At 37.8% G+C, this 24,693-nt stretch carries 22 protein-coding genes and 3 tRNA genes; 11 read left to right on the top strand and 14 right to left on the bottom strand.

The annotated features are described in order from the left end of the window. Positions 1 to 90 precede the first annotated feature (90 nt). The 7 genes from ND2E_RS0121135 to ND2E_RS19505 all read right to left on the bottom strand — a co-directional run bounded on the left by ND2E_RS0121135 (position 91) and on the right by ND2E_RS19505 (position 5,092). Entirely contained in the window at positions 91 to 561 is a 471-nt protein-coding gene (locus tag ND2E_RS0121135; protein WP_052056182.1) for a hypothetical protein, read from the bottom strand. A gap of 102 nt (positions 562 to 663) precedes the next feature. Further along, a complete protein-coding gene (locus ND2E_RS19530) occupies positions 664 to 918 on the bottom strand; it encodes a cytochrome C oxidase subunit IV family protein (RefSeq protein WP_033092097.1) in 255 nt (84 codons plus the stop codon). A gap of 9 nt (positions 919 to 927) precedes the next feature. After that, the gene (locus ND2E_RS19525; RefSeq protein WP_223303506.1) at positions 928 to 1,542 is read right to left on the bottom strand and encodes a cytochrome c oxidase subunit 3 family protein; all 615 of its coding nucleotides are present in this window, start codon (positions 1,540 to 1,542) and stop codon (positions 928 to 930) included. A 93-nt stretch (positions 1,543 to 1,635) separates the two neighbouring features. Further along, a complete protein-coding gene (locus tag ND2E_RS19520) occupies positions 1,636 to 2,454 on the bottom strand; it encodes an SDR family oxidoreductase (RefSeq protein ID WP_223303507.1) in 819 nt (272 codons plus the stop codon). Positions 2,455 to 2,548: 94 nt separating this feature from the next. Continuing rightward, positions 2,549 to 3,475 (bottom strand): helix-turn-helix transcriptional regulator, encoded by a 927-nt coding sequence (locus ND2E_RS19515; RefSeq protein ID WP_033092100.1) that lies wholly within the window; start codon positions 3,473 to 3,475, stop codon positions 2,549 to 2,551. Continuing rightward, the gene (locus tag ND2E_RS19510) at positions 3,468 to 4,289 is read right to left on the bottom strand and encodes an SDR family oxidoreductase (protein ID WP_052056183.1); all 822 of its coding nucleotides are present in this window, start codon (positions 4,287 to 4,289) and stop codon (positions 3,468 to 3,470) included. Before ND2E_RS19510 ends, ND2E_RS19515 begins: the two co-directional genes overlap by 8 nt. A 251-nt stretch (positions 4,290 to 4,540) precedes the next feature. Further along, positions 4,541 to 5,092: a DUF4136 domain-containing protein gene (locus ND2E_RS19505; protein WP_033092101.1), complete on the bottom strand. Its 552-nt coding sequence runs from the start codon at positions 5,090 to 5,092 to the stop codon at positions 4,541 to 4,543. 326 nt (positions 5,093 to 5,418) lie between these two features. On the opposite strand from ND2E_RS19505, the gene ND2E_RS19500 reads away from it, so the two are divergent. Then, complete coding sequence (locus ND2E_RS19500) at positions 5,419 to 6,486, top strand: efflux RND transporter periplasmic adaptor subunit (RefSeq protein ID WP_190277792.1); 1,068 nt, start codon at positions 5,419 to 5,421, stop codon at positions 6,484 to 6,486. Continuing rightward, the gene (locus tag ND2E_RS19495; RefSeq protein ID WP_033092102.1) at positions 6,483 to 9,605 is read left to right on the top strand and encodes an efflux RND transporter permease subunit; all 3,123 of its coding nucleotides are present in this window, start codon (positions 6,483 to 6,485) and stop codon (positions 9,603 to 9,605) included. Before ND2E_RS19500 ends, ND2E_RS19495 begins: the two co-directional genes overlap by 4 nt. A gap of 610 nt (positions 9,606 to 10,215) precedes the next feature. Here ND2E_RS19495 and ND2E_RS19490 read toward each other — a convergent pair. The 4 genes from ND2E_RS19490 to mutY all read right to left on the bottom strand — a co-directional run bounded on the left by ND2E_RS19490 (position 10,216) and on the right by mutY (position 12,137). After that, positions 10,216 to 10,291: transfer RNA gene (locus tag ND2E_RS19490), tRNA-Thr, on the bottom strand. 99 nt (positions 10,292 to 10,390) lie between these two features. Beyond that, positions 10,391 to 10,466: transfer RNA gene (locus ND2E_RS19485), tRNA-Phe, on the bottom strand. 215 nt (positions 10,467 to 10,681) lie between these two features. Then, complete coding sequence (locus ND2E_RS19480) at positions 10,682 to 10,954, bottom strand: oxidative damage protection protein (protein WP_033092103.1); 273 nt, start codon at positions 10,952 to 10,954, stop codon at positions 10,682 to 10,684. Positions 10,955 to 11,048: 94 nt separating this feature from the next. Next, entirely contained in the window at positions 11,049 to 12,137 is a 1,089-nt protein-coding gene (gene mutY, locus ND2E_RS19475; RefSeq protein WP_033092104.1) for an A/G-specific adenine glycosylase, read from the bottom strand. Between the two features lie 138 nt (positions 12,138 to 12,275). On the opposite strand from mutY, the gene ND2E_RS19470 reads away from it, so the two are divergent. Together ND2E_RS19470 and trmB are read left to right on the top strand one after the other, a co-directional pair. Continuing rightward, positions 12,276 to 12,614, top strand: a complete 339-nt coding sequence (locus ND2E_RS19470) for a YggL family protein (protein ID WP_033092105.1) — start codon at positions 12,276 to 12,278, stop codon at positions 12,612 to 12,614. 285 nt (positions 12,615 to 12,899) lie between these two features. Next, entirely contained in the window at positions 12,900 to 13,625 is a 726-nt protein-coding gene (gene trmB / locus ND2E_RS19465; RefSeq protein WP_033092106.1) for a tRNA (guanosine(46)-N7)-methyltransferase TrmB, read from the top strand. 32 nt (positions 13,626 to 13,657) lie between these two features. On the opposite strand, the gene ND2E_RS19460 is transcribed toward trmB, so the two are convergent. After that, a complete protein-coding gene (locus ND2E_RS19460; protein ID WP_033092107.1) occupies positions 13,658 to 14,029 on the bottom strand; it encodes a hypothetical protein in 372 nt (123 codons plus the stop codon). Positions 14,030 to 14,432: 403 nt separating this feature from the next. Here ND2E_RS19460 and ND2E_RS19455 point away from each other — a divergent pair, with 403 nt between their 5' ends. The 5 genes from ND2E_RS19455 (at position 14,433) to ND2E_RS19435 (ending at position 19,171) form a co-directional block, all read left to right on the top strand. Next, positions 14,433 to 15,482, top strand: a complete 1,050-nt coding sequence (locus ND2E_RS19455; RefSeq protein ID WP_033092108.1) for a S1C family serine protease — start codon at positions 14,433 to 14,435, stop codon at positions 15,480 to 15,482. 161 nt (positions 15,483 to 15,643) lie between these two features. Then, a complete protein-coding gene (locus tag ND2E_RS19450; RefSeq protein ID WP_033092109.1) occupies positions 15,644 to 16,312 on the top strand; it encodes a GntR family transcriptional regulator in 669 nt (222 codons plus the stop codon). 524 nt (positions 16,313 to 16,836) lie between these two features. Next, positions 16,837 to 18,366 (top strand): SulP family inorganic anion transporter, encoded by a 1,530-nt coding sequence (locus ND2E_RS19445; protein WP_033092110.1) that lies wholly within the window; start codon positions 16,837 to 16,839, stop codon positions 18,364 to 18,366. A gap of 257 nt (positions 18,367 to 18,623) precedes the next feature. Beyond that, positions 18,624 to 18,944: a DUF1289 domain-containing protein gene (locus tag ND2E_RS19440; protein WP_033092111.1), complete on the top strand. Its 321-nt coding sequence runs from the start codon at positions 18,624 to 18,626 to the stop codon at positions 18,942 to 18,944. A gap of 151 nt (positions 18,945 to 19,095) precedes the next feature. Then, a tRNA-Phe gene (locus ND2E_RS19435) sits at positions 19,096 to 19,171 on the top strand. Positions 19,172 to 19,335: 164 nt separating this feature from the next. On the opposite strand, the gene mutS is transcribed toward ND2E_RS19435, so the two are convergent. Beyond that, positions 19,336 to 21,951 (bottom strand): DNA mismatch repair protein MutS, encoded by a 2,616-nt coding sequence (gene mutS, locus ND2E_RS19430; protein WP_033092224.1) that lies wholly within the window; start codon positions 21,949 to 21,951, stop codon positions 19,336 to 19,338. Positions 21,952 to 22,145: 194 nt separating this feature from the next. Between mutS and ND2E_RS19425 the strand changes: the two genes are divergently transcribed. After that, a complete protein-coding gene (locus ND2E_RS19425) occupies positions 22,146 to 23,459 on the top strand; it encodes a tyrosine-type recombinase/integrase (RefSeq protein WP_223303508.1) in 1,314 nt (437 codons plus the stop codon). Between the two features lie 130 nt (positions 23,460 to 23,589). Here the strand turns inward: ND2E_RS19425 and ND2E_RS19420 are convergent, their stop codons facing one another. Next, positions 23,590 to 24,060, bottom strand: a complete 471-nt coding sequence (locus tag ND2E_RS19420; protein ID WP_033092112.1) for a hypothetical protein — start codon at positions 24,058 to 24,060, stop codon at positions 23,590 to 23,592. Positions 24,061 to 24,384: 324 nt separating this feature from the next. On the opposite strand from ND2E_RS19420, the gene ND2E_RS19415 reads away from it, so the two are divergent. Then, on the top strand, positions 24,385 to 24,570 hold the full coding sequence (locus ND2E_RS19415; RefSeq protein ID WP_033092113.1) for a helix-turn-helix transcriptional regulator: 186 nt from the start codon (positions 24,385 to 24,387) through the stop codon (positions 24,568 to 24,570). Positions 24,571 to 24,693: the final 123 nt, after the last annotated feature.

A 24,693-nucleotide genomic window follows, 5' to 3' on the forward strand; every position in this document is an offset into this window, starting at 1 on the left:
TTTTTAGCAAAGCTGTTATGACAGTGAAATACAATAAAAGGAGCTTAAAAGCTACTTTTTGCTGAATGTAATCTTTATATAAAAACATTTTTAGTGTTTTAATGCTTGCCAATCCTTATCTTCAAAATAGTGCGGGTATTTTTGTAAAGCTTTTATGATTGTAATCGCGCCTGAACGCGGATTATTAGATGACTGCATTTTGTTGCTAGCTTGCATAATATCAAACAGTAAAATATGTAATTGTGCATCAGCATCTTTCGGCAGTTTACAGTTTTCAAATAAGTAAGCGAGCTGTGCATCTACCTTGCCAGCGAGTGATTTATACTGAGCATCAGTAAATTTTTTATGGTGGATCTCTGAAATATTCTCTTCGATTGAGATTTTAATCTGAGTCATGCCAATATGTAAGCTTGCATCAATAGACCATTTTTTTCCTTGATCTAAATGCATGTTTTGCCGGCTTGAAGCATGGTTATGGTCATGTTCGCTAGCTATAGCAGAGGTGGTTACTGTTGTCCCTAGTAACACTAAACATGCAGAGATAAGTTTCAATATATTCATATAATTTCTTTATGATAAATAATAAGTTTATGTAGCTATGTTACCTTAAAATGAAAGATTCATCTGCAGTCGTTTTACGCCTTTTTTTCAAAAGCTTATCGATTAGTAAAAAGCACTCACTATGATAAGTGATGGAAAAATAACGAAATAGAGTCGCATTAAAAACCTTAAGTTTTTATTTGCACCTTTTAGCTCCATAAAGTGATCTATAACGATAAAACCTTTATAAGTAACGGTTAGTGCAATTAATATACTTACTAAGGTAGTTGAAGAAAACTTTTCGCCTAAGAAGGTATTTAGTAATGTTATTACAATTAAGGCGGCTAAATAATATTCTAGTTTGATTGAATGTTTCATTATCATCTCCTACCTAAGTACATACAATAATGGGAAAATAAGTATCCACATTAAGTCAATCATATGCCAATACACGGCCAGCGCTTCTAAACCTGAATGTTCTGCTGAAGAATAAGCACCACGTCTCAAACGAAATATTACCCACAAAATCGCACATGAAGCCCAACCAACATGTATAAAATGATTAAAAGTCATATAGTAATAAACAGTAAAAAATTCATTGGTATTGGCACTAAAACCCTGCAAGGTATTCCAGTGAAACTCCCAAGTTTTGATGATCAAATACAACACACCACAGCTTAGTGCCAACCATAAATATCGTTCACACTTAATTTTGTTATTGATCCTGATGAAAGACATGGCTTTAGCCATAAAGTAACTAGAAGATAATAATACAATGGTATTTGTAACACCCAATGAAGTATGTAAACTTTGAGGGCCTTGAGCAAAAATCTCTGGATAATAAAACTTTGCTATAAAGTACGCAGCAAAAAAAATACCAAATTCAGTAAGTTCTGAAAGTATTCCTACCCAGATAGGAATATTGCCGGGAATTCTTCCAGCATGTTCTTCACTCCATGACTTTGGAAAAATACCAAGTGAATTTTTAATCGGCTGACTCATCATCATTTTCCTGCAGTACTAATATTGTTGGTGAGTAACCACTTAACCACTAGGTTAGGTAGTCTATACTCAAATTAACTTTATAATTTCTGATTAAAGACCAAAGGTTTCTTTAATTTTAGCCTCAAAATCTTCATCGGATAATTCTTTTCTTAGTGGTATGAAACTCGTTGCTTCATTGCCTACAGGTATTGCAATTGCAGCGTTTTTATCTTCAATGATGGCTTTGACTGCATCAGCAATAGGTTGTGGGCTTGGGCCTTGGTTAATTGCTTTTGCAACAATAGGAACAAAGTGAGCAACAAGATCTTTATAAGGTGAACTTTCACTGGTTGTACCGGTATTGGCAACTAAGCCCTTTTTAACAAAATTAGTGCCAAATAAACCAGACTGTATCGAATGAACTCGGACGTTAAAAGGCATCATCTCAAAGCGAATAGAGTCAACAAACCCCTCCACCGCGTACTTACTGGCATTATAATGGGAAAGCAATGGTAAGCCCATTTTACCAAGAAAAGAGCTGATATTAATAATAATGCCTGACTTTGCTTCACGCATATAAGGCAGCACAGTTCTTGTCATTTTCATCAACCCAAAAACATTCACATCAAACTGTTGGAAAATCTCTTCGTCTGTGGCTTCCTCAGCACTAGAAACAAGGCCGTATCCAGCATTATTGACTAATACATCAATCTTATTTTCTTTGGCGATAATTGTCTGTACTGCAGTTTCCATTGACTTAGTATCAGTTACATCAAGATAAATGTTGTTCACACCTGTTATCGCTGGTGTTGCTAGGTTTTTATCTCTCGTGCCCGCATAAACGGTATAACCATTTTCATGTAAGAAACGGGCAGTTATCTCACCCATTCCAGAACTTGCACCTGTGATCAAAACAATTTTAGTCATCATAGTATCCTTGTAAGTCATATCATTGAGTGAATTTTATCTTGCCTGAATAGTAATTATTATAGGCTTTTATCACTAGCGGGATTTTCAGGTATCACTAAAGGGAGTTTTTTAAGTCTTTTGGGTAAACCCCATAGGTTTTAAAAAAGATGGCACTAAAGTGACCTTGGTGCTTGTAGCCAACCTCATTCGCTATTTCAGCAACACTCAGCCGGTGCTCACGCAGCAATAAATTTGCTTTTTCTAAACGAGTTTTTTGAATATAGGCATAGATAGTTGTTTGATATATCTTTTTAAAAAATTTTTTTAGTTTGAAATCATTAGTGCCACATAGCCTCGCTAGCTCTATGATAGAAGGGGGCGTTTGAAAGTCTCTTAAAATGATGCTTTTTGCTTTAGCTGCAATGTCTATCTCTTCAGCGGTATGTTCTGTAGTCACTCGCAAATCAAGCAGAGAAAATCTGTGTATCATATATTCAATGGCTCTGTGCTCACTGATCATGCTACTCATCTTTTCACTATGTTTGGCACTGACAATTTTATCAATCAGGTAGAGGCTTAAAGCATCTGTTGCGTTTTCATGAATGAGCTCAAGACTGACTTCTTCTTGCAGTTTTTTGTATAAAAAGTTGATTGGCTCAAAAGCATTATCACTCAAGTAACGTTTGATAAAAAAGTCGCTAACAAAAAGGATAAATATCTCTGCTTTACTTGCCCCTTCAATGGTAATTTCCATATCTTGTCTCGAGGAAGCAAATAAATAGGTACAGTGCTCAGCTAATGAAAAACTGCTTTTAGTTAAATTATCTTTTATTAGGCAACTACCTTGGCCAACTGACACAATAAAGTTCATTCGGTCGATATTTTTAAGGTTAAGTGTTTTATTCTCTTTAAGTAGGAGTGAGATATCAAAAAAGACTAAACCATTTGATATATCTACGCGAATAACATGTTGCTTTTGATATTTAAAAAGCTCGGTTATTTTATAGCGCCTATCGGTAATATTAAAAAAGAAACTATCCATTAAGCTTGTAATACTCCCTCACTCTTCGTTCGAAATCTTCATCACTGAGCTCGCGGCGCATAGCAATGAATTTACTGGCTTTATCTCCAACGGTAGTTCGTGCAGGTGAAGCATCATCTTTAATGACTTTAAAGATAAGCTCAGCAGCTTCTTTAGCTGCATTGCCGCCATTTATTTGCGCCAATATATCGGGAAGTAAATTGCTAGCTAGTTCGCAATAGGGGCTACTTTTATCGTGTATCGCATCATTAGTGATTAAGTTACCTTTAGCAAAGTCGGTATTAAAAAATCCCGGCATGATAGAATGTACTCGGATATTAAAAGGTTCCAGTTCATACCTAAGTGAGTCGGTAATACCTTCAACAGCATACTTACTGGCGTTATAAAAAGTAAATAATGGTAAACCGACTTTCCCTAGAAAGGAGCTAATATTTATGATGACGCCAGAACTATTAACTCTCATCAATGGCGTCACCGCTTTACATAAACGAAGAATACTAAAAACATTAATATTAAATTGATTGAACATCTCTTCTTCACTGGCTTGTTCAACCGTTGATACTAATGCATAACCTGCATTATTGATTAGTACGTCAATGCGGCCATGGTCTGCTTGTATAAGATCAATTGTGTGCTTGATGCTTTGAGAGTCAGTGATATCAAGTGCTAACACATGTAAGTTATCAAGTTTAATGGTAAATTTTGATGGCTTACGAGTGCCGGCGTAAACAATGTAGCCATGTTGAGCCAATAAAATTGCTGTGATCCTACCTATGCCTGAACTTGCGCCAGTGATTAGTACTACTTTTGCCATGGGAGTCCCTAACTTTCTATCATTGTCAGTATTATGTTACTCCATTAGCCATTTGGCTATGTGTGAGATCATCTTCTGCTTAAGTAACGTTAAAATATTAGAACGTTTTTGAAACTTGAGTACTCTTTCTAAAAGGGAACGTATATATCAACAATTCATTCAAATAGAGAGGAATCAACATGTAGAGTGTTACAGGTATAATAACTACCGAAGTTGATAATTATTATCACCATACCTTTACTCAGAGATTATTATTCCTGTGCTTTCTTAGGGGGAAAGTTGGCTAACAAGCGATTTACTGTTGCGGTAATTGCTAACTCTTTTTCTTGAAAAGGCATATCACCTTTACCTTCAAAAATATCAGTACCGTGCCAGATAGCTTTACCATTATGGCTGATATCTATAAAAATTTTAGTAATGATGGTTGCATCACTGTCGATAGGGACGCTTGTACTTACACCAACACTCGCTGCGCCACTACCGCCAATTTTAGTTCCTCCTAAGCCAATGCTAAAAGACGAATTATTCGTTTTTTCTTGTTGAGAAAAGTGAAACTTTATTTGCAAGTCAGCGTTCGCAGCTTGAGCAGTGAAGCGTTGACGTATTAAAGCACTCTCAATTGCTTGCTTAATGCGATTATCCATTACAGGGTTTGTATCAAGGTCAGGGGATGTTTTTTCAACAAATTGAAAGCTTTTAAATAATGAAAAATTGGTCTTTTCATTATAATCAAACTTAGTGCTTGGCTCACTACTACAGGCGGCTAATAGAAATAAAAATAAAAGAGTGATGAGGATTTTCATTAATTCACCTAAAATATTTAGCAGAAAAACTTAAACAATTATAGTTGAGTATAGCGTAAGTCTTCTAGTTGAATATGTGTAATGCACTATCGTTGTGCTGGTTTTTAATGTAGTAAAAGTTTTCAATAGACGTTATTAAATCTACTGGTTATGTAAAAATTACTGAAAGTTAATTTTTAGCTGAAGTATTTATTGCTGCGCTATGCTTGGTAAATTTTATAAAATTAATAATATTCCCCAAAATTTTCTAAACTAAAGCTAATGCAAATTTGTAGCAGATACATTATTCTAATGGAAACAATTATCATTTACCTGTGGTTTATATTTTGAAAATATTTTCATTCATTATTTGCTGTTTATCAGTGCTTGTTGTCTCCAATACCTTGGCGAAAACTGTCGATGTTGATGTTACCTTGCCTAAAGCGAGTCAAAGTCAGAACGTTTTAGTGCTAACGGGCACTGTTGAAGCCGAGCAGCACGCACAACTAGCACCATTGCAGTCGGGTGTCGTTGAAGCGCTGTTTGTTGAAGCTGGGGATAAGGTTAATAAAGGGCAAAAACTGCTTACATTAGATGCTAAATTGGCTGAGTTAAGTCTTAAGCAGTTTAAGGCCAGTGTTGCTGCCGCTAAATTGGAGAAGTTGGAAGCAGAGCGTTTATATCAAGAAATGGTGTCATTATCTCAAAAACAACTGGTTGCTGAAACTTTAAAAGCGGAACGTCAATCGGCCGTCGAAATTGCCATCGCGGAATATAATCGTGTTAGTGCATTATTAGCTGAGCAAAAAGAAATTGTTGACCGTCATACGTTATATGCACCATTTTTTGGTGTTGTTGCCAAGCGTAATATTAATTTAGGTGAATGGGTTACCCCACAAATGAGTGTCTTTACGCTTGTTGAGCAGGATAAGTTACGACTTAATATAGCGATTCCACAAGAATACTTCGCCCAACTGCATGATAAAGAAGACATTTCGGTAAATGTAGTACCTGACTTTGTTCAAAATAAAGCCATAGAGGCTAAATTAGACAGGTTGGTAGCTGTTGCATTAGGGAATAGTCGAACCCTTACCGGCTTAGTCAACTTACCTGAAGGGAGCTCTTTAGTTGCTGGAATGTCTGCACGTGCTGAAATACAGTTACCTGCAAATGGCCAGCATATTGTGTGGTTACCGAAAACAGCGATAAAACAGCACCCAGATGGCGGTAAAAGTGTCTTTACCGTTGATGATAATATGGCTAAACGCATTTTAATCAAGGTTGTGGAAGAACAAGGAGCATTGGTGGCGATAACGGGGGTGAGCGAAGCGCAATCAATTATCATTAGTGGTATTGAGCTGTTAAAAACAGGTGATAAAGTCAATGCAAAGCTAATTAAAGGTCAAGGGTTATGATTGCTGCAGCAGTAAAGCGAGGTGTATTAATTGCGGTACTTGTTTTAATTAGTGTGATACTCGGCTTGGTCGCTGCGTTTAATATTCCCGTGCAAATGATACCGGATCTCGAAGTACGAACTATCACTGTTCAAACCGGTTGGCCAGGTGCAACACCACAAGATGTTGAAAAAGAGATTCTAATAGAGCAAGAGCGCTATTTAAGGAGCTTGTCCAATTTAAAGCGCATGGTGTCTTACGCCGAAATGGGCACTGCTCGTATTCAACTAGAATTTCCATTTGGCGTTGATGCCAATGACGCACTAATTCGAGTTAATAATGCTTTAAGCCAAGTGCCTGCATATCCTGAAAATGTTGACCAGCCAAGACTGTTTTCCAGCTCATTTTCAGGTAATGCGTTTATGTATTTTTCTCTTAAGCCACAAGCTGGTAATCCATTAGCGCTAGATGTTGACCTACTAAGAGATTTTGCTGATGACTTTATCCGTCCTCGTATGGAAAGTGTTCCTGGCGTATCTGAAGTTGGAATTAGAGGCGGAGCTCAGCGTCAGATACAAATTAAGGTTGATGCAGCACGACTTGCTCAACGAGGCATAAGTTTACCTCAGCTTAGAACAGCAATTAGAAATCGTAATAAGGATACTTCAGCTGGTGATATTGAAAGTGGAAAGAGTCGCTATCTTTTGCGCGTAATTGGGCGCTTTGAGCAGTTAAGTGAACTAGAAAACTTAATCATTAGCAGAAAAGACAAGGCTAATATCTTACTCAAGGATGTGGCGTCGGTTACGCTTGATCATTTTGAAACCCGTGGTCTTTCTTTTTTTAATGGCGAACGCACAATTAGCATGTCAGTGCGCCGTGAAAGTGGCTCTAATGTTTTAGCAATTAAAGAAGCCATGTTACCTGTGGTTGAAGATATTAATAAACAGCTGTTGGCACAAAATGGTCTTGAATTAAAACTTACCAGTGACGATGTGAAATACGTGGCTAGTTCTTTAAAAAACGTGTGGATTAACTTATCGCTTGGTGCTTTGCTGGCTACCCTAGTTATGTACTATTTTTTGCGCTCAGGCAAAGCGACACTTGTAGGTGTATTAGGCATACCTATTTGTACCATTGCAGCATTTTTAGCATTGAAGATATTTGGTCGAACCATTAATGTTATCTCGCTTGCTGGTGTTGCATTTGCTATCGGAATGACAGTAGATAACACCATAGTTGTCTTAGAGTCTATTGTTCAAGCTAAACGACATGGCGTAAGTAAAATACAAGCTGCTATCAATGGCGTTACCGAAGTATGGCCAGCGGTATTAGCTTCAACAGCGACTACGGTATTAGTATTCGCGCCTATTTTGTTTTTACAACAAGAAGCAGGACAGCTCTATTCTGATATCGCTATCGCAATTTCTGGTGCCATTATTGTATCCATGTTAGTGGCAATATTTGTTGTGCCTGTTGCATTGTCACACTTAGGAAAAAAAGAGGACTTAAAACAAAGTAAGCAGTTTACTTTATCTAAAAAGTGGTTGAGTTTAGCTAAGCTTTTTACTAAAAGCAAAGCTCAGGCTAGAGCAGCAAGCATTAGCATTATTCTGGTGATTTTAGGCGTTGCCTACCTGTTGATGCCTGCGGCTGAATACTTACCTGAAGGTGAAGAGCCCAAAGCTTTTTCTATGATGATAGCACCACCGAGTTATAACTTGTCTGAAATGAAAAAAATTGGTGCAGAGCTACGAAAGTACTTTGAGGGGTATGTTTTAGCCGATGATGCAGATTATAACGCTGGAAAAGAGGATATGCCGCCTTTAGCTTATTACTCTATGTCGGTTTCTGTTGGTCGAATTTGGTTTTTAAGTGCACCTGTTGATCCTGAAAATATAAACGACATGATGACGGCGATTACTAATAAATTTAGACGTTATGAAGGGATGCGTGCATTCTCATCTCGTGGTTCGATTATTTCAAGCAATGATGGTGGCACAAGAGCTATCGCGGTTGATATTGCCGGCAGCGATATCAATGAATTGTACCAAGCTGCAGACGCCGTTTATCAACAAGCAGAGAAAGTTTTTGATAACCCTCAAATAAATTCTGAGCCTGGTTCATTAACTCTAGATCAGCCCTTGATCGAGATTAAGCCAAGGTGGCAGAGACTGGCTGAATTGGGCATAAATAATAACGATTTTGGTTATGCTGTAGCGGCAATGAGTGATGGCGCTTATGTTGATGAGTTTATTCTGGGTGACGATAAAGTTGATATCTTTATGTTTAGCGGTGCTGGTAACGAGCAAAACTTAGCTCAATTGGCATTAACACCGATAGTTACGCCTAATGGTAATATTCTACCGTTAAACTCATTGGCAGATTTAATACCAAGCCAAAATAGCAACTCTGTTCGTCGTGTCGATGGTAATAGAACAGTGACTGTATATATTATTCCACCACGAGTGGTAGCGTTAGAAACCGCTGAGATTATGGTACGAGAAACGCTATTACCTGCGCTATGGCGCGATGGTAAGATTGCTCAAGGAATTAAAGTGAGTATCAGTGGCGCAGCAGATCAACTTGAGGCTACTAAAGCATCACTTTCTAGTAACTTTATTATCGCTTTAGTGCTAAGTTATTTGTTATTGGTGGCAATATTTACACACTGGCGCTATCCAATCTTCATTTTGGCTACTGTACCTTTAGGTATGGCTGGCGGTTTACTTGGTCTTATCACAGTAAATGGTATTAATGGGATATTATCTTCACTGGGAATTGACTCTTATCATCAGCCATTTGACATGATTACTATGTTAGGTTTTTTAATTCTACTCGGAACTGTGGTTAATAACCCAATATTAATTGTCGATCAGACTCGACGATTTGTATTAGAGCAAGGCATGAAGGTTAAAGAAGCAGTGCTGCAAGCTGTGTCAAAACGATTAAAACCAATTTTAATGTCAACTGCAACAACCATCTTTGGGTTAGCGCCATTAGTGCTTATCCCTGGCGAAGGTACCGAGTTATATCGTGGCGTTGGTGTTATTGTATTAAGCGGCATTATGGTGTCAACATTATTAAGTTTAACGTTTTTACCAGCCTTGCTAGTAGCAGTGATAAAAGACAAAGAGTAAAAGCTATGAAAGGCTTTACTTCTTAGGTATCGCCTTTTATATGGTAAACCACTCTGAGTTAATGCAAAAAGTGCAAATGTTTTTGGTAATCCTATAAACTAACGGCTATCGCTGGTGCTAATACCCTGTTCGGAAATTTACACTATCAACTAATTTACCCTAATACCCAATTCGCCCTAATTGGGTTTTACGCTAAACAGGGGGGATTTTGTGCCTATAAGGTTCACCGATTAATTAATGAAACGGGTGTATAGTCACTAGTAATGCAAGGTAGAGGAAATATTAGTGTAAGTGAAAATTGATTGAGAATTTAACCAATCGATAGATATAAAAAAGCCCTAACCGAGGTTAGGGCTTGAATGAATGGTGCCGACTGCCGAAATCGAATTGCTGCACGTTAATGAGTTACTGATTCAATCAGTATCGTAGCTGATAAATTTTAGGCAATAAAAAAGCCTCAACATAAATGCTGAGGCTTCGTTATGAATGGTGCCGACTGCCGGAATCGAATTGCTGCACGGTAATGAGTTACTGATTCAATCAGTATCGTAGCTGATAAATTTTGGGCAATAAAAAAGCCTCAACATAAATGCTGAGGCTTCGTTATGAATGGTGCCGACTGCCGGAATCGAACTGGCGACCTACTGATTACAAGTCAGTTGCTCTACCAACTGAGCTAAGTCGGCACACAAAACTGTGTGCAGTATCTAAGTGAATGAATTAACTTATCTACTCTGGCACCGAAGTATTACTGAATATTTCTATTGAGCACCACTTCTGTAAAATGGTGCCCCGACCCGGATTTGAACCAGGGACACGAGGATTTTCAATCCTCTGCTCTACCAACTGAGCTATCGGGGCACTACATGTTTAACTTGGCTTTAATTCGCTGCCTCGTTAAGACGGGGCGTATTAAACTGTTTTTCCTTTATCCCGTCAACTGTTTTCTACAAAGTTTTTAATAAAAAGAGTTCGTTTGCTGTTTTTTACAGCAAGTTTGTTTTGGGTGCCCCTTTTGTGAGCGTTAACGAGCTATAAAGTAAACAATGTAAAATGGCTTTAGCCGATAACTGTGATTATTCACTTGGAGGTACATAACCTTCAATTTCTGGTTCTTTACCTTCAAATAGGTAAGCAACCATCGCTGCTTCTAAAAAAGCGCGGTCATCGACATTCATCATGTTCATTTTTTTTTCATTAATTAGCATGGTTTGCTTTTTTTGCCAGACAGCCCAAGCTTCTTTTGAAATGTTATCAAAAATGCGTTTACCAATTTCGCCGGGATAGAGCTGGAAACCTAAACCTTCTGCTTCTTTTTTAAGATTTTGACAAAATACTGTGCGACTCATAATGGATTCTCTTCTCTTTGTTAGGTAGTAGTTAATTAGTACGACTGTTGATCTTTATTGTTTATTTAAATGCTTCAAATCTAAACATTCATGCTCAACAGTCTTTAAGCAAAGTAAGTAGCTTTTGGGTGGAGGCTGCTAGGCCGACACTCAATCCTTGGTGTAAATCATACCACTTTTGCTGATTAGGTTCGTTTATTTTTGAGTTATCTAGTTGCTGGCAATCCACTATTACTGGGGTGATATCTAAATGAAAGTGACTAAAAGTATGCCTAAATTCGGTTAAGGTTTGAGAGTCTAGTGCTTTAAGTGACAAATTAGTCATTAAGTCATCAATTTCGCTCAGTTCATCAATTTCATGAAAACACCATAAGCCGCCCCAAATACCCGCAGGTGGACGTTTTTCCATTAAAACTTTATCACAGCGTTCATTTCTCAATCTAGGGATCACCATGATAGTTTGTTTTTCAGGGATTTTTTTCTTAGGTTTTTTTTGTGGAAAATTCATTTGTTGTTCGCCTGCTTTGGCCAAACAACTTTGCTCAACAGGGCACAATTCACAATTTGGTTTACTACGTGTACAAACAGTGGCGCCAAGATCCATCATGGCTTGGTTAAAACTATCAGTTTCAATAGCAGGGGTTAGTGTTTCGCTTAATTGCCATAATGCCTTGTCGAATTTACTCAAACCATTATAACCTTCAACAAGGTAACTTCGTGCTAGCACTCGTTTTACATTACCGTCTAAAATAGGGTGATACTGTTTTAAAGACAGACTTAAAATAGCCCCTGCGGTTGAACGCCCAATGCCAGGTAAGGCAATAACTTGCTCAATCTCAGTGGGGAAATTCCCCGCAAAATCATTAAGCATAATTTTCGCTGATTTGTGTAAATTACGTGCACGAGCATAATAACCTAAACCGGTCCAATGATGTAAAACCACATCTTCATCGGCGTTAGCCAAGTCGGTAATTGTCGGAAAGCTTTCCATAAAACGTTGATAGTATGGGATAACAGTAGCAACTTGCGTTTGTTGCAACATTATTTCTGAAATCCATACTCTGTATGGGGTTTTATCTTGTTGCCAAGGTAAGTGCTTTCTACCTTGCAGGTGATACCAGCTTACGACTTGCTGGCCAAATTTTTCAGCCGATTTGGCTGATATTGCTATAGGATTATTCATAGCGCGCAGTGTAACTAAATAATGTGTTGAGCTCAAATAGGCAAATTCGCATCTTGATGTTATCGGGTATATAATGCCGCCTTTAAAATTCGCTCAGCTTAGTTCCAACTTAGCACTAAGAAAAAATAAGGCTTTATAATGAAAATTGACGCAAAAAACCGCAGTACCCGTATCCGTAAAAAATTACGTGTTGATGAATTTCAGGAATTAGGCTTCGATGTTGCTTGGAAATTAACAGACGGCATAAATGGTGAAGAGCTTGATGCGTTTATCAATAAATTTTTCGCAGAAGTTATTCAACCAAATGGTTTAGGCTTTGGCGGCGAAGGTGATACCTTATGGCATGGCCTTATCTGTACCCAAAAATTAGGCTCTTGTACGGAAGAACACCGTAGCGCCGTTGAAAAATGGTTGACAGATAATGGCGCAACTTCTGTAGCTGTTAGCGACTTATACGATGTTTGGTGGGCTGAATAATTTCTGAGTGTTTAAAAACACTTTATGTGGCGTTAAGTAAACTAGAAATATGAATAACTATTCCTTCGCTTACTTGCCTTGCCTAAAATATTTTTAATTCACTCAGTGATTAATTTACTTAGCGCTTAAATAAACTTAGGCATTTAATAGTTGGAAGGCTTTGTCTAAAAGCCATTTATTTAGAATAATGAACTAATTTTGATAGGTACATTATTGATCGTACCTATCTATAAAGTGCCGATACTTAAACTGATAGCCAATAAACCTTTTGAATAAAGAAAACTTATGACTGAAAAAATACACAAAACCATAGAACAAGCTGAACAAGAAGGTAAGTACATTCGAAAAGTACGTAGCTTTGTAAAGCGCGAAGGTAGATTAACAAAAAATCAAGAACGTGCGATTAACGATCACTGGAAAAATATGGGTTTAAACCATAGTGATGGTGTTATTGATCCTCAAGCATTATTCGGTAACGAAAATCCTGTGGTTTTAGAGATTGGTTTTGGCATGGGTAAATCTTTGGTTGAAATGGCTAAAGCAGCGCCAGAGTTAAACTTTATCGGTATAGAAGTCCATAAACCAGGCGTTGGTGCCTGTATTTCATCTGCCGTAGAAGAAGATGTTAGTAATCTAAAAGTTTATGAACATGATGCAATAGAGATTTTAGCCGATTGTATCCCTGAAGGTACTTTGTCAACTGTGCAGTTATTCTTTCCTGATCCATGGCATAAGAAAAAGCACCATAAACGCCGAATTGTCTCTGCTGAATTTGTTGAAACTATCAGGCAAAAATTGAAAGTGGGTGGCGTATTCCATATGGCTACGGACTGGGAAAATTATGCAGAATGCATGTTAGAAGATATGCAAAGTGCCCCAGGTTATAGCAACCTGTCTGAAACAAATGACTATGTGCCGCGTCCTGATTCTCGCCCACTAACTAAATTTGAAAATCGTGGTCAACGATTAGGTCATGGTGTTTGGGATTTACAGTTTTCTAAGAAGGTTTAATTAAAATATTATTAATTAAACCTTGCTTAGCGTTAGCTTGTAGTCACTTTATCCTGCCTAGGCATGGGTAAATATTGACGCTCAATGAAAAATAAATGTTGAGCGTTACGTAAATTCCCTGTGTCTATCAGCCATTGTTGGTCAATAATTTCGCGTGCTAAAGCTGCATGCAATATGCGGCTTTTATATTGTGTCCAATAAATAATGGTTGCTTCTTGATGGCAATCATTGTTTGGAAATTGTTCACAGCGAGTCAATGCTAATTCTTCAATTATATTAGCGATAACCTTATCTTTTAATTCTGAGTCTATTTGTTGTTTAAAGCGAGTAAATCGTTTTGCTTTAACTAATTGCCAGAGTAACCAAGTCAATGACAATAACGCCAGTGTGGCGATAATTTCCATGTTCTTTTCCTATTCATAGCCAAACCACATGTAGATGCTGGTTTCAGCTGGCAGTAGAAATGCCTTTAGGCAAGGCATTGATTGAGGATAAGGGTTGTTCTCTTATCGAAATCAATAACGTAGCATAAAGCGTTTCTAAACTAGCCCTACGGGGACACCTGAGTAATTTATACTCTTCGTTGCCTCATTTTTTAAGAGAATAACCATTAATGAAGTGAGGCGCCTTGATCATCAATCACTCAGGCATCCTGAAACACGCAGCTTCAAGTAGCTTGGGTATATATAATCCCCACTACTATACCATCTTAACCAGAGTATTTACCCATTCAAGTACATAAAAAGAATGATAAAAATATCACACTTAGTTACACTGTCGTTAATTACATCATAGGCGGATTTTTCAATGAATAGAGTATTAATATTTCTTAGTCTTTTCTTCTTAAGTGGCTGTGGAACTCCAATCCAAGCATTTCAAGTACAAGAAAACTCAATTCAAACACTATATAAGAAGGTCAACCCTTCTGTGGTTGAATTACATGTGCAATCACTAGCTGATCCAAAAGTTGGTCAAGTTGCCTATAAAGCTAAAACGGCTAATTCATTAGGTTCAGGTGCATTAGTTAGCAGTGAAGGTCGTATATTAACTGCCGCACATGTAGTTGATAAAGCTACCGCAATTGAAGTTGAATTTGCAGATGGCACTAAAACTACTGGCCATGTTGTATGGGTAGAACCCCTGATTGATTTGGCTATGATTCAGGCAGGAGAAGTCCCAAGCACTGCAAAACCATTAAAATTAGCGAAAGCGAACGATTATCAAATAGGTGAGCAAGTTATTATTATTGGTGCTCCATTTGGTGTTAGTCACAGTTTGTCAGTTGGTTATTTAAGTGGAATTCGTGACGGTAATGCAATTCCGGGTAGAACTCTAGTACCACGTTTGTTACAAACAGATGCTTCAATCAATCAAGGCAATTCCGGCGGCCCAATGTTTAACCTTAATGGTGAAATTGTGGGTATTGTCAGCCACATCTTATCTAAAAGTGGTGGCAGCAACGGTTTAGGTTTTGTTGTTTCGGTAGATACCGTTCGCCATATTATTGATAGCGATCCTGGAACATTCTCTGGCTTCATCCCCCTGTTACTCAATAAAAAACAGTCTTATGCAATTAATAATACGGCTGGGCATGGTATGTTAATCCAACACGTGATTCCGGGTACTTTAGCGGATAAACTCGGCTTTAAAGGTGGCAATCTTAGCGTCGTTATTGGCCGAAGCCCTATTTTACTTGGCGGTGACATACTACTTGAAGTCGGCGGTCGTGCTATTATTGATCTGGCCTCAGCGGTACAAATTAAAAAACATCTAGCGACCTTTGAAAAAGGTGACAGAGTTACTTTTAAATATTTACGTAATGGTCAAAAGAAAGAAACTTATTGGATAGTTGAATAGCTAGACTAAAGCGCTAGCTAAGATATTTATTCAAATTAACTAAAACAAAAGGCGAGTATCTCTCTGCCTTTTTAGAAAACTTTAACAGTAAAGTACGTTTTTAAAGATGTTATACTTCAGGCACTTTAATAATAGTTGCTGATATTGTTCGGACAAACGTTATGACTATAGTATACAAAACAAGAACGCAGTTAGTGGTTGAAACGCTAAGAGAGAGAATTCTTAGCGGTGAGCTGAAAGCTGGCGAATCACTTCGTCAGGCGGCATTAGCGACTGAATTAAATGTCAGCCGTATTCCAGTAAGAGAAGCATTATTACAGCTTGAAGGTGAAGGGTTAGTTGTCTTTGAAGCACATAAAGGCGCTACGGTAACTGAGCTTAATGCCAAACATGTTGTAGAGCTTTTTGAATTACGAGCTATGCTTGAAGGGCATTTATTAGCTGCATCTTTACCAAGATTAACCAGCGATAAATTAGCTGAGGCCAGTGAAATTTTAGGGCAATTAGATAAAGCGCTTGGTAAAGAAAATGCAGCAAATACTTGGAGCGAGCTTAATTCTCGCTATCATAACTGTTTGTACTCAGCAGCTAATCGTCCCCAAACCCAAGATTTAGTCAACACGCTAAATAAAAATGCTGATAGGTATATTCGAATGCACTTGTTATGGGCTGGTGGTATTTCAAAAGCAGGCCCTGAACATAATCAGCTGCTAGCTTTTTGTAAAACAGGTGACGTAGATGAAGCTGTTGCCGTATTAAGGCACCATATTTTGAGCTCTAGAGATGAAATAAAGGCCTTTTTAGAGCAACGTGAAGCCGCTAATAATTAATGTAAAAAATACTTGCTTACTTATACTCGTTCCCATTCAAATTGCAGGTTTAAGTGGGAATTAACATGACTTTAGGTAAGGCGAAAGTTTAAGCATAGTTATTCTATGGTTTGATTAGTTAACGCCGAATAAAGTCATTTTAGGCCCATCGAAGAAGCGCTTGAGCAACATCACTTCATTGTTGCCGTGATTTATAATGGCGCTACATGGATGGTGTTATTAGAAAATGTAGGAGCATATTCTCCTGAATAACCATTCTTTCATCGCAGCGCCTTGAATTAAAGTGGTTCAAGCACTCTGAAACATGCATCTTGAGTAGTTTCCGATATATGTTGTAAAAGTAAGCAAATATTGACTTTTTCTCTTTATATCTATAGTATTCCCGCCCCTTAAAATCACATAAAACTTGCTTGTTTTAATCTATGTTTAACGCTAGTTAGGCATAAATAAATCATGCTCGCCAATTCGTATTCGCCAATGACTTAATAAAAGTAGATATTGGCGATAAACCCAATGAGATAAAAATGTTTGAATTACACGCTAGTAAAGTGTCTAACTTGAAAAATGATGTGTTATCAGGTCTAACAGTGGCGTTAGCACTAGTGCCTGAAGCGGTAGCTTTTGCTTTTGTTGCCGGCGTAGAGCCGTTAGTTGGTTTATATGCTGCTTTTATGGTGGGTTTAATTACCGCTATTTTTGGTGGCCGACCAGGAATGATTTCTGGGGCAACAGGGGCTATGGCCGTTGTAATGGTCAGTTTAGTTGCTATTCATGGTGTTGAATACCTGTTTGCCACTGTGGTGCTTACGGGCATAATACAGATCATGGCAGGAGTATTTAAATTAGGTAAGTTCATTCGCCTAGTTCCTCATCCTGTCATGCTAGGATTTGTAAATGGTTTAGCTATTGTTATCTTTTTGGCACAGTTAGGGCAGTTTAAAGTGACAAATGCCGCAGGTGAACTTGAATGGATGCAAGGCACACCATTATGGACTATGGCTGGCTTGATTATTTTGACGATGGCGATTATTCATTACTTCCCTAAGCTGACGAAAGCAGTACCTTCGACTCTGGTCGCTATTGTCGCTGTATCACTATTAGTTTTTGCCGTTGGTCTTGATACTAAATTGGTTGGTGATGTTGCTTCAATTGCTGGTGGTTTACCAACTTTTTCAATTCCTCAAGTACCTTTCTCTTTTGAGACGTTTAAGATTATTCTTCCATTTTCACTTGTTTTAGCAGCAATTGGTCTAATTGAGTCGTTATTAACACTAACATTAATTGATGAATTAACAGGCACACGTGGTCGCAGCAACAAAGAGTGTATTGCTCAAGGTGCAGCTAACACAGTTACAGGTTTCTTTGGCGGTATGGGTGGTTGTGCAATGATTGGTCAGTCTATGATCAATGTAAACTCAGGTGGTCGTGGTAGGGCATCAGGTATAACCGCAGCGATAGCTTTGTTAGGTTTTATTTTATTTGCTTCCGGTTTAATTGAAGAAATCCCGTTGGCGGCATTAGTTGGCGTAATGTTTATCGTGGTTATTGGTACATTTGAATGGTCAAGCCTTCGTATTTTAGGCAAAGTACCTAAAGCTGATGCTTTTGTCATTATATTGGTTTCAGGGGTTACCGTTTATTCCGATTTAGCTATTGCGGTAATTGTTGGTGTTATTGTTTCAGCGTTAGTATTTGCTTGGGAACATGCGAAACATATTCTGGTTCACCGAAGCATTAATGAAAATGGTTCAACTGTATATGAAGTAAATGGCCCTATCTTTTTCGGTTCAATTGCCAATTTCCTTGAACAATTTACCCCTGAAGAAGACAGTGATGATGTGATTGTTGAGTTTAAAAATGCGCGTGTTGTTGATCATTCAGCCATTGAAGCCATAGATACATTGGCTGAACGTTATTTATCACGTAACAAAACCATGCATTTAAAACACTTAAATAAAGAGTGTAAAGAGCTATTGCACAAGGCAGACAAGCTAGTAGAGCTTAATGTAATAGAAGACCCTGATTATCATATTGTTAGTGATGAATTAGCCTAAAATCATTTTTAAAAGGTTTTAATGCCAGTTCTGCTGGCTATTATAAAAATGCGTTGATAAGTTATACTTAACTTACAACGCATTTTTTTTATTATTTTTTAGTGATAGTCAGACTGTTATTATGACATTTTTTATCTAGCTGCTCGTAAGAGTGATAGATTAATTTAAGGCTCTTAATTGAAAATAATACCGCCATGAAGTATTTTAATAATCACATTTGGCCAGTAATTCAATAAGATAACGATTAGGAGGGGGTAATGCAATTAGAGTTTTTCGACGTTCCTAGCCCCTGTATTGGCATTTGTCAGTCTGATGATAAAGGTCATTGCTTAGGTTGCATGCGCTCGCGTAAAGAGCGACTTGAGTGGAAAACTTTTAATAATGATGAAAAGCAAAAGGTTATAAAACGTTGCATTCAACGTAAAAAACGTAAAAATAATCAGCATAAACCCAAAGAATTAGAAGCGGTAGCTAAAGAAGAAAGTGAAGTTGATAGACAACCATCCTTACTTGACCCTCCAAGTAAAAAACAAATAGTACCAGATGACGATATAGACTTTAGTGAGTTTGAGCTATAACCAAGGTCAATTTATAATGCTTAACGGTATGTTAATTAACCATTATCAATAAATTCAACTTTTAATACAATATTTTCTATAAAACGGTTGCCACTGTTAATTTTTAACTATATTATACGCGCTCTTTAGAGAGTTCCACTCGATAAAGATTGCCCCGATAGCTCAGTTGGTAGAGCAGAGGATTGAAAATCCTCGTGTCCCTGGTTCAAATCCGGGTCGGGGCACCATTTAAAGATAAAGCCTCAGCACTAATACTGCTGAGGCTTTTTTCGTTTCAAAGAAAGTGATTTATTAATATTGTTAATTATGTTCTTCGATAGAGGTCTAGTAATCGAGCCTTAGCCAGTAGGATTTATAAGCTTAACTGGCTAAGAGTATATCGCACTAAAAGCTAGAGTTGTTCCTTTAAGGAAAATAATAAATCCAGTGCCTGTCTCGGACTTAATTCATTCACATCAGTATCATGAAGTGTTGTTAATACTGTATGCTCATCAGGCGCTAAACTAAGTTGCTCAAAAGCATCACTTTGTATTGGTGCTGCTTGTATGCTCGGGTTTTGTTGTTGTTCTAACTCAGTTAATCTTTGTTTGGCGCGTTTAATTACTGCTTTTGGCACACCCGCCAATTGTGCTACTTGCAAACCAAAGCTCTTGCTCGCAGCGCCTTCTTGTACTGCATGCATAAAGACAATATTATCGTCATGTTCCATAGCATCTAAATGCACATTGGCTAGAGTTGTAATCTGCTCTGCGAGCAAGGTTAGTTCAAAGTAATGTGTAGCGAACAAAGTAAAGGCTTTGGTTTTAAGGGCTAACATTTCCGCACAAGCCCATGCGAGTGATAAACCATCATAAGTGCTGGTTCCGCGGCCAATTTCATCGAGCAATACTAAGCTTTTATCGGTGGCATTATGCAAGATGTTTGCTGTTTCAGTCATTTCGACCATAAAAGTTGAGCGGCCACTGGCTAAGTCATCAGAAGCGCCAATACGGGTAAATATTCTATCGACTAAACCAATCGTCGCATTGTCAGCAGGCACGTAACAACCTATATGAGCGAGTAAAACGATTAAAGCTGTTTGACGCATGTAGGTTGATTTACCACCCATATTGGGACCCGTGATAATCAGCATTTTCCGTTGTTCAGTCAATAACACAGGGTTGGCGATAAAGGCATCATTAGTCATTTGCTCAACGACAACATGGCGCCCTGCATCAATACTAATACCTGGTTCTGCCACTAAGTTCGGTTTGACATAATTTAATGCTAAAGCACGCTCTGCAAAGGTAGTTAAAACATCAAGCTCTGCAATGGCTTGGCTTAATTGCTGCAGTTGTGCTAAATCGGGTAAAACTTTATCGAATAATTCTTGATAGAGCACTTTTTCTAGTGCTAAGAATTTGCTTTGAGCACTTAGTACTTTATTTTCATGCTGCTTCAATTCTTCGGTAATAAAGCGCTCATTATTTTTTAATGTTTGGCGACGAATATAATCATCAGGCACATCCACTGCAGCTGTGCGGCTCATCTCGATAAAAAAGCCATGAACCTTGTTATAGCCCACCTTTAATGAATGTATGCCAGTGCGTTCTTTTTCACGTTGTTCTAGTTGCGCTAAAAATTCTGTTGCGCCTTCACTTAAGTCACGAAGTATATCGAGCTCACTATTATATCCTGGTGCGATAACGCCACCATCACGAATTAATACCGGTGGGTTTTCAACTACAGCTTGTTCCAATAAAGTTTGTAATTCAGGCATTGGCTGACTTTGTTGTGCAATAGTGCTTAAGTAGTTGCTGGCTGACTCTGTTTGTTCGCTTTGTAACTCGTTTTGTAACTCATTCTGTAAATAGGGCATTTGTTGTAGTGCATAACGTAAACGTGCAAAGTCTCTAGGACGCGCAGAGCCTAAGGCTATTCTGGAAACGATACGCTCAATGTCACCTAAGCTTTTTAATAATGGTTGAATAGGGGTGATCAGATCTAACGCAATAATGTCACTTACCGTATTTTGCCGATTATTAAGCACTGTTAAGTCGCGTAATGGAAAGTGTAACCAGCGTTTAAGCAAACGAGAGCCCATTGGGGTGGAGGATTTGTCTAAAATGTCGGCAAGAGTATTGTCTAAACCGCCTTGTAAATTCTGAGTAAGCTCTAGGTTACGTCTTGTCGCTGCATCAAGTACCACGCCTTTACTGGCTGATTCACAGACAATAGCACGTATATGAGGTAACGCAGTACGTTGGGTGTCTTTTACGTACTGAAACAAGCAACCTGCAGCAGCCAAACCTAATGGTTTATCATCAACACCGAAGCCAGTTAACGCTTTTGTATCAAACTGCTTGTTTAGTAAATTAATCGCCGTATCAAGATCAAATTCCCATTCGGGACGACGACGTAAACCTTTTCTATTTTCGAGAAAACTAGTGTCCAATAGTGATTCACTATAGAGTAATTCGGCAGGAGACAAGCGTTGTAGCTCTGCTTGAAGCTGTTCGGTGGTTTGTGGTTCGGTTAGGACAAAACGTCCACTGGCCATATCCAGATAGGCAAGACCAAAAGCCGGATCTGATGTTTTTAGTTTTGCTTGCGATGTTTGATTATCGACAATAGCAACGATGAGGTTATCTTGTTTATCGGTTAATAACGCCTCATCACTCACTGTACCAGGGGTGATTACCCGTACGACTTTACGCTCTACAGGACCTTTACTTGTTGCTGGGTCGCCAACTTGCTCACAAATAGCGACGGACTCACCCAAGCTAACAAGTTTGGCTAAATAGTTTTCAACAGCATGATAAGGTACACCGGCCATAGGGATGGCATTACCACCTGTTTTACCGCGAGCGGTCAGTGAAATATCTAATAAGTCAGATGCTTTTTTAGCATCATCAAAAAATAACTCGTAGAAATCGCCCATGCGATAAAAGATCAAAATATGTGGAAACTCAGCCTTAATGGTTAAGTACTGACGCATCATAGGTGTGTGTGTGGATAAATCTTGCATGTTTTTATTGTGCTTTTTAGTCTTTGGATGCCGATAATACTGGCTTTCATGCATTTTGTGCAGGCTCTTGAAAGCTAGTGAAGTCTCTTGCAATCACATGAAATTTCATTATTTAGTGTAGGTGTTAGTGTGGTTTGTTTTTGCTATACTATTTTTACGCGTAAACCTACATTAAATGCTAAGTGCTATTTATTATGGTTAATAATACTTTGGATGGAAAAATAGAGCTAGCTATGAATCAACAAAATAAAGCACTGAACTCTGCTGTTATAAATAGTATGAAACCTTCAGATAAAGATATCTCTGATACAGGTGAAAATCGAGGCCTAAGAGTTAGTTGTGGTAAAGCTGGAACAAAATCTTTTTTCTATCGTTACACTAGCCCTGTAACCAAGAAATTAACTCAAATACAAATTGGTCGCTTTCCTTCCACGTCTCTAGCGGAGGCAAGAGTTAAATTAAAAGAGCTTAAAGATATCAGACGTGCGGAACGTTGCCCTGCTCAAGAGTTAAAACAAGAAAAAAAAGAAGAGCTCGATAAAAAACAGAAATCATCATCAAAAATGACAGTTAAGGATGTTGTTGAACTTTATTTAAAGCAATACATTGAAGACCGTTTTGTTAATGGGAAAAAAATTGCTGGCGCTCGCATTAAAAAAGGTCAATTAGAGACACGGAGAACATTATATGGTGATGCCGTTTTAGTACTGGGTGATCGCTTTGCCGATGAAGTAACTCGGAAAGATGTTGTTAATATGATCATGGCTACTGTGGAAAGAGGATCAAATGTTCAGGCAGGCAATGTTTTAAGAGAACTCACTGCTGCTTATGAGTATTGTATAGGTTTAGAAAAATTTAGTGATGAATTTGCTAACCCTGCGTTGTTGGCTAAAAATAGTCTTAGACAAGCAAAGGTGCGCTTAACTTCAAAAAGAGGGCAACGAGTTTTATCCGATAAAGAATTAACTAAATTTTTATTATGGCTTCCAGGTTGTGCATTCACCCAAACTCAAAAAAACATTCTTCGTTTTACCCTTTGGACTGCATGTCGAACGGGGGAAATATGTGGTGCAGAATGGGATGATATCGATCTAGATAAATCAATATGGCATCTTAAAGCTACAAAGACCGAAGTTGAACGATACGTGCAGCTGCCGCAGCAAGCCGTAGATTTTTTAAAGCAATTAAAATTAGTGACTGGAAAATATTTATTCCCATCGATTAAAACAGGTTTACCTATCCAGCAAAAATCATTAACTGAGCAAGCTTGGCATATGCGCAGAGACGAACGAATGATAGAGATTGAGCATTGGGTACCTCATGATTTGCGTAGAACTGTTAGAACAGGTTTATCTCGTTTAGGTTGCCCTAGTGAGGTAGCTGAGGCTGTTCTTGGCCATGCCCGTTCAGGTATAGAAGGCACTTACGATCTTCACAAGTATGAAAGCGAATGTAAGGTTTGGCTGCAAAAATGGGTGGATTATATGGATACAATAATGATCGATTAATTTATCTCTTTTATCTCAACGGCTGATAAGCTCTAAATAAAACTATAGGGAGTTAGATTAAATATGTGCAACATCTTTATTTGATTAGATCTAAGTGGTGGCATTAATATATACACCACTTAGATTAATGCTATTGAGCAATTATTCGTTCGAGTTCTTCTGTTGTAACTTGGTAGTAATCAGCGATTTCAGCATGGTCAACTGCAATGAAACATATATCTCCATTATCCTTGGATAAATAGACTTTTTGAAAAATATCTTCATCTATTGTTAATCCTACTCCCTTCAAAAAATGATTTACCCAGAACATTTTTATCAATGCAGGTGCCCAGTTTTTTCTATGTTTTATTTGAATGATTTTTAATATTCTAAAATAAAAGTCACCTAATGAATTTTTTTGAGGGATAAAGAATCTTTTCGAAAGAGGACACCAGTACTCATATACAGCAGCTTTAATAATTTCTTCGACATGTGTCGTGATACATATGTTTTTATTGGATGTATTGGTGCTGCAAAATACAGTGCTTTTTTTCCGCTTTTGTTGAATAACCTTAACTAGAAAATCTTGTGAACTTATCTCTAACACTTCTATACCTTTCAATTTTATTACCTTTTGAGTTTAGATTTACATTGATTACTCAATTTATTTGATGTCTTTGAGTAAATATATAAAAAGGTGCCTACATACCAATTTAAAGCATGCTCGACCCTGCCATCACTTAAAACCAGTTTATTAGTACTCTGAATTAATATCTGGAAAGTGATTATATGCAAAAAAAACAATTGACTTTTTCTTATGTAATTCAATGCAATAAACAATGTTTTGCTAATTCAAAGTATAGTCACTTTCCTATGTTTTTTATCATTTTATCTATGTACTTTATTCGAAGTTCAATCTTGGGCTGAATTTAAAAGGTAAATTGATATGACTGAAAATAATAAGCTGATCCGACCTCAAAAACTTGCTCAGATGCTGGATGTTGATCTTGTGACTATTTGGCGTTGGCGTAAACAAAATAAAATTCCGCAGCCTATTGCGCTAGGGGGACGTCTTATAGCTTGGCGTGAGTTGACAATAGAAGAGTGGTTATCCAAAAAAGAAAAATCATGATGACCTTTAAACCCTACGCACCTTCGGTGTTGCAACACTTCGTGTTTCGAGACTGAAAGTACTAATAAAGCATGCACTGACACTGAAATAAAAATAGGTGCAAATAATAACAACAAGACACTT

The sequence above is a fragment of the Colwellia psychrerythraea genome (assembly GCF_000764225.1).
GTDB lineage: Bacteria > Pseudomonadota > Gammaproteobacteria > Enterobacterales > Alteromonadaceae > Colwellia > Colwellia psychrerythraea_D.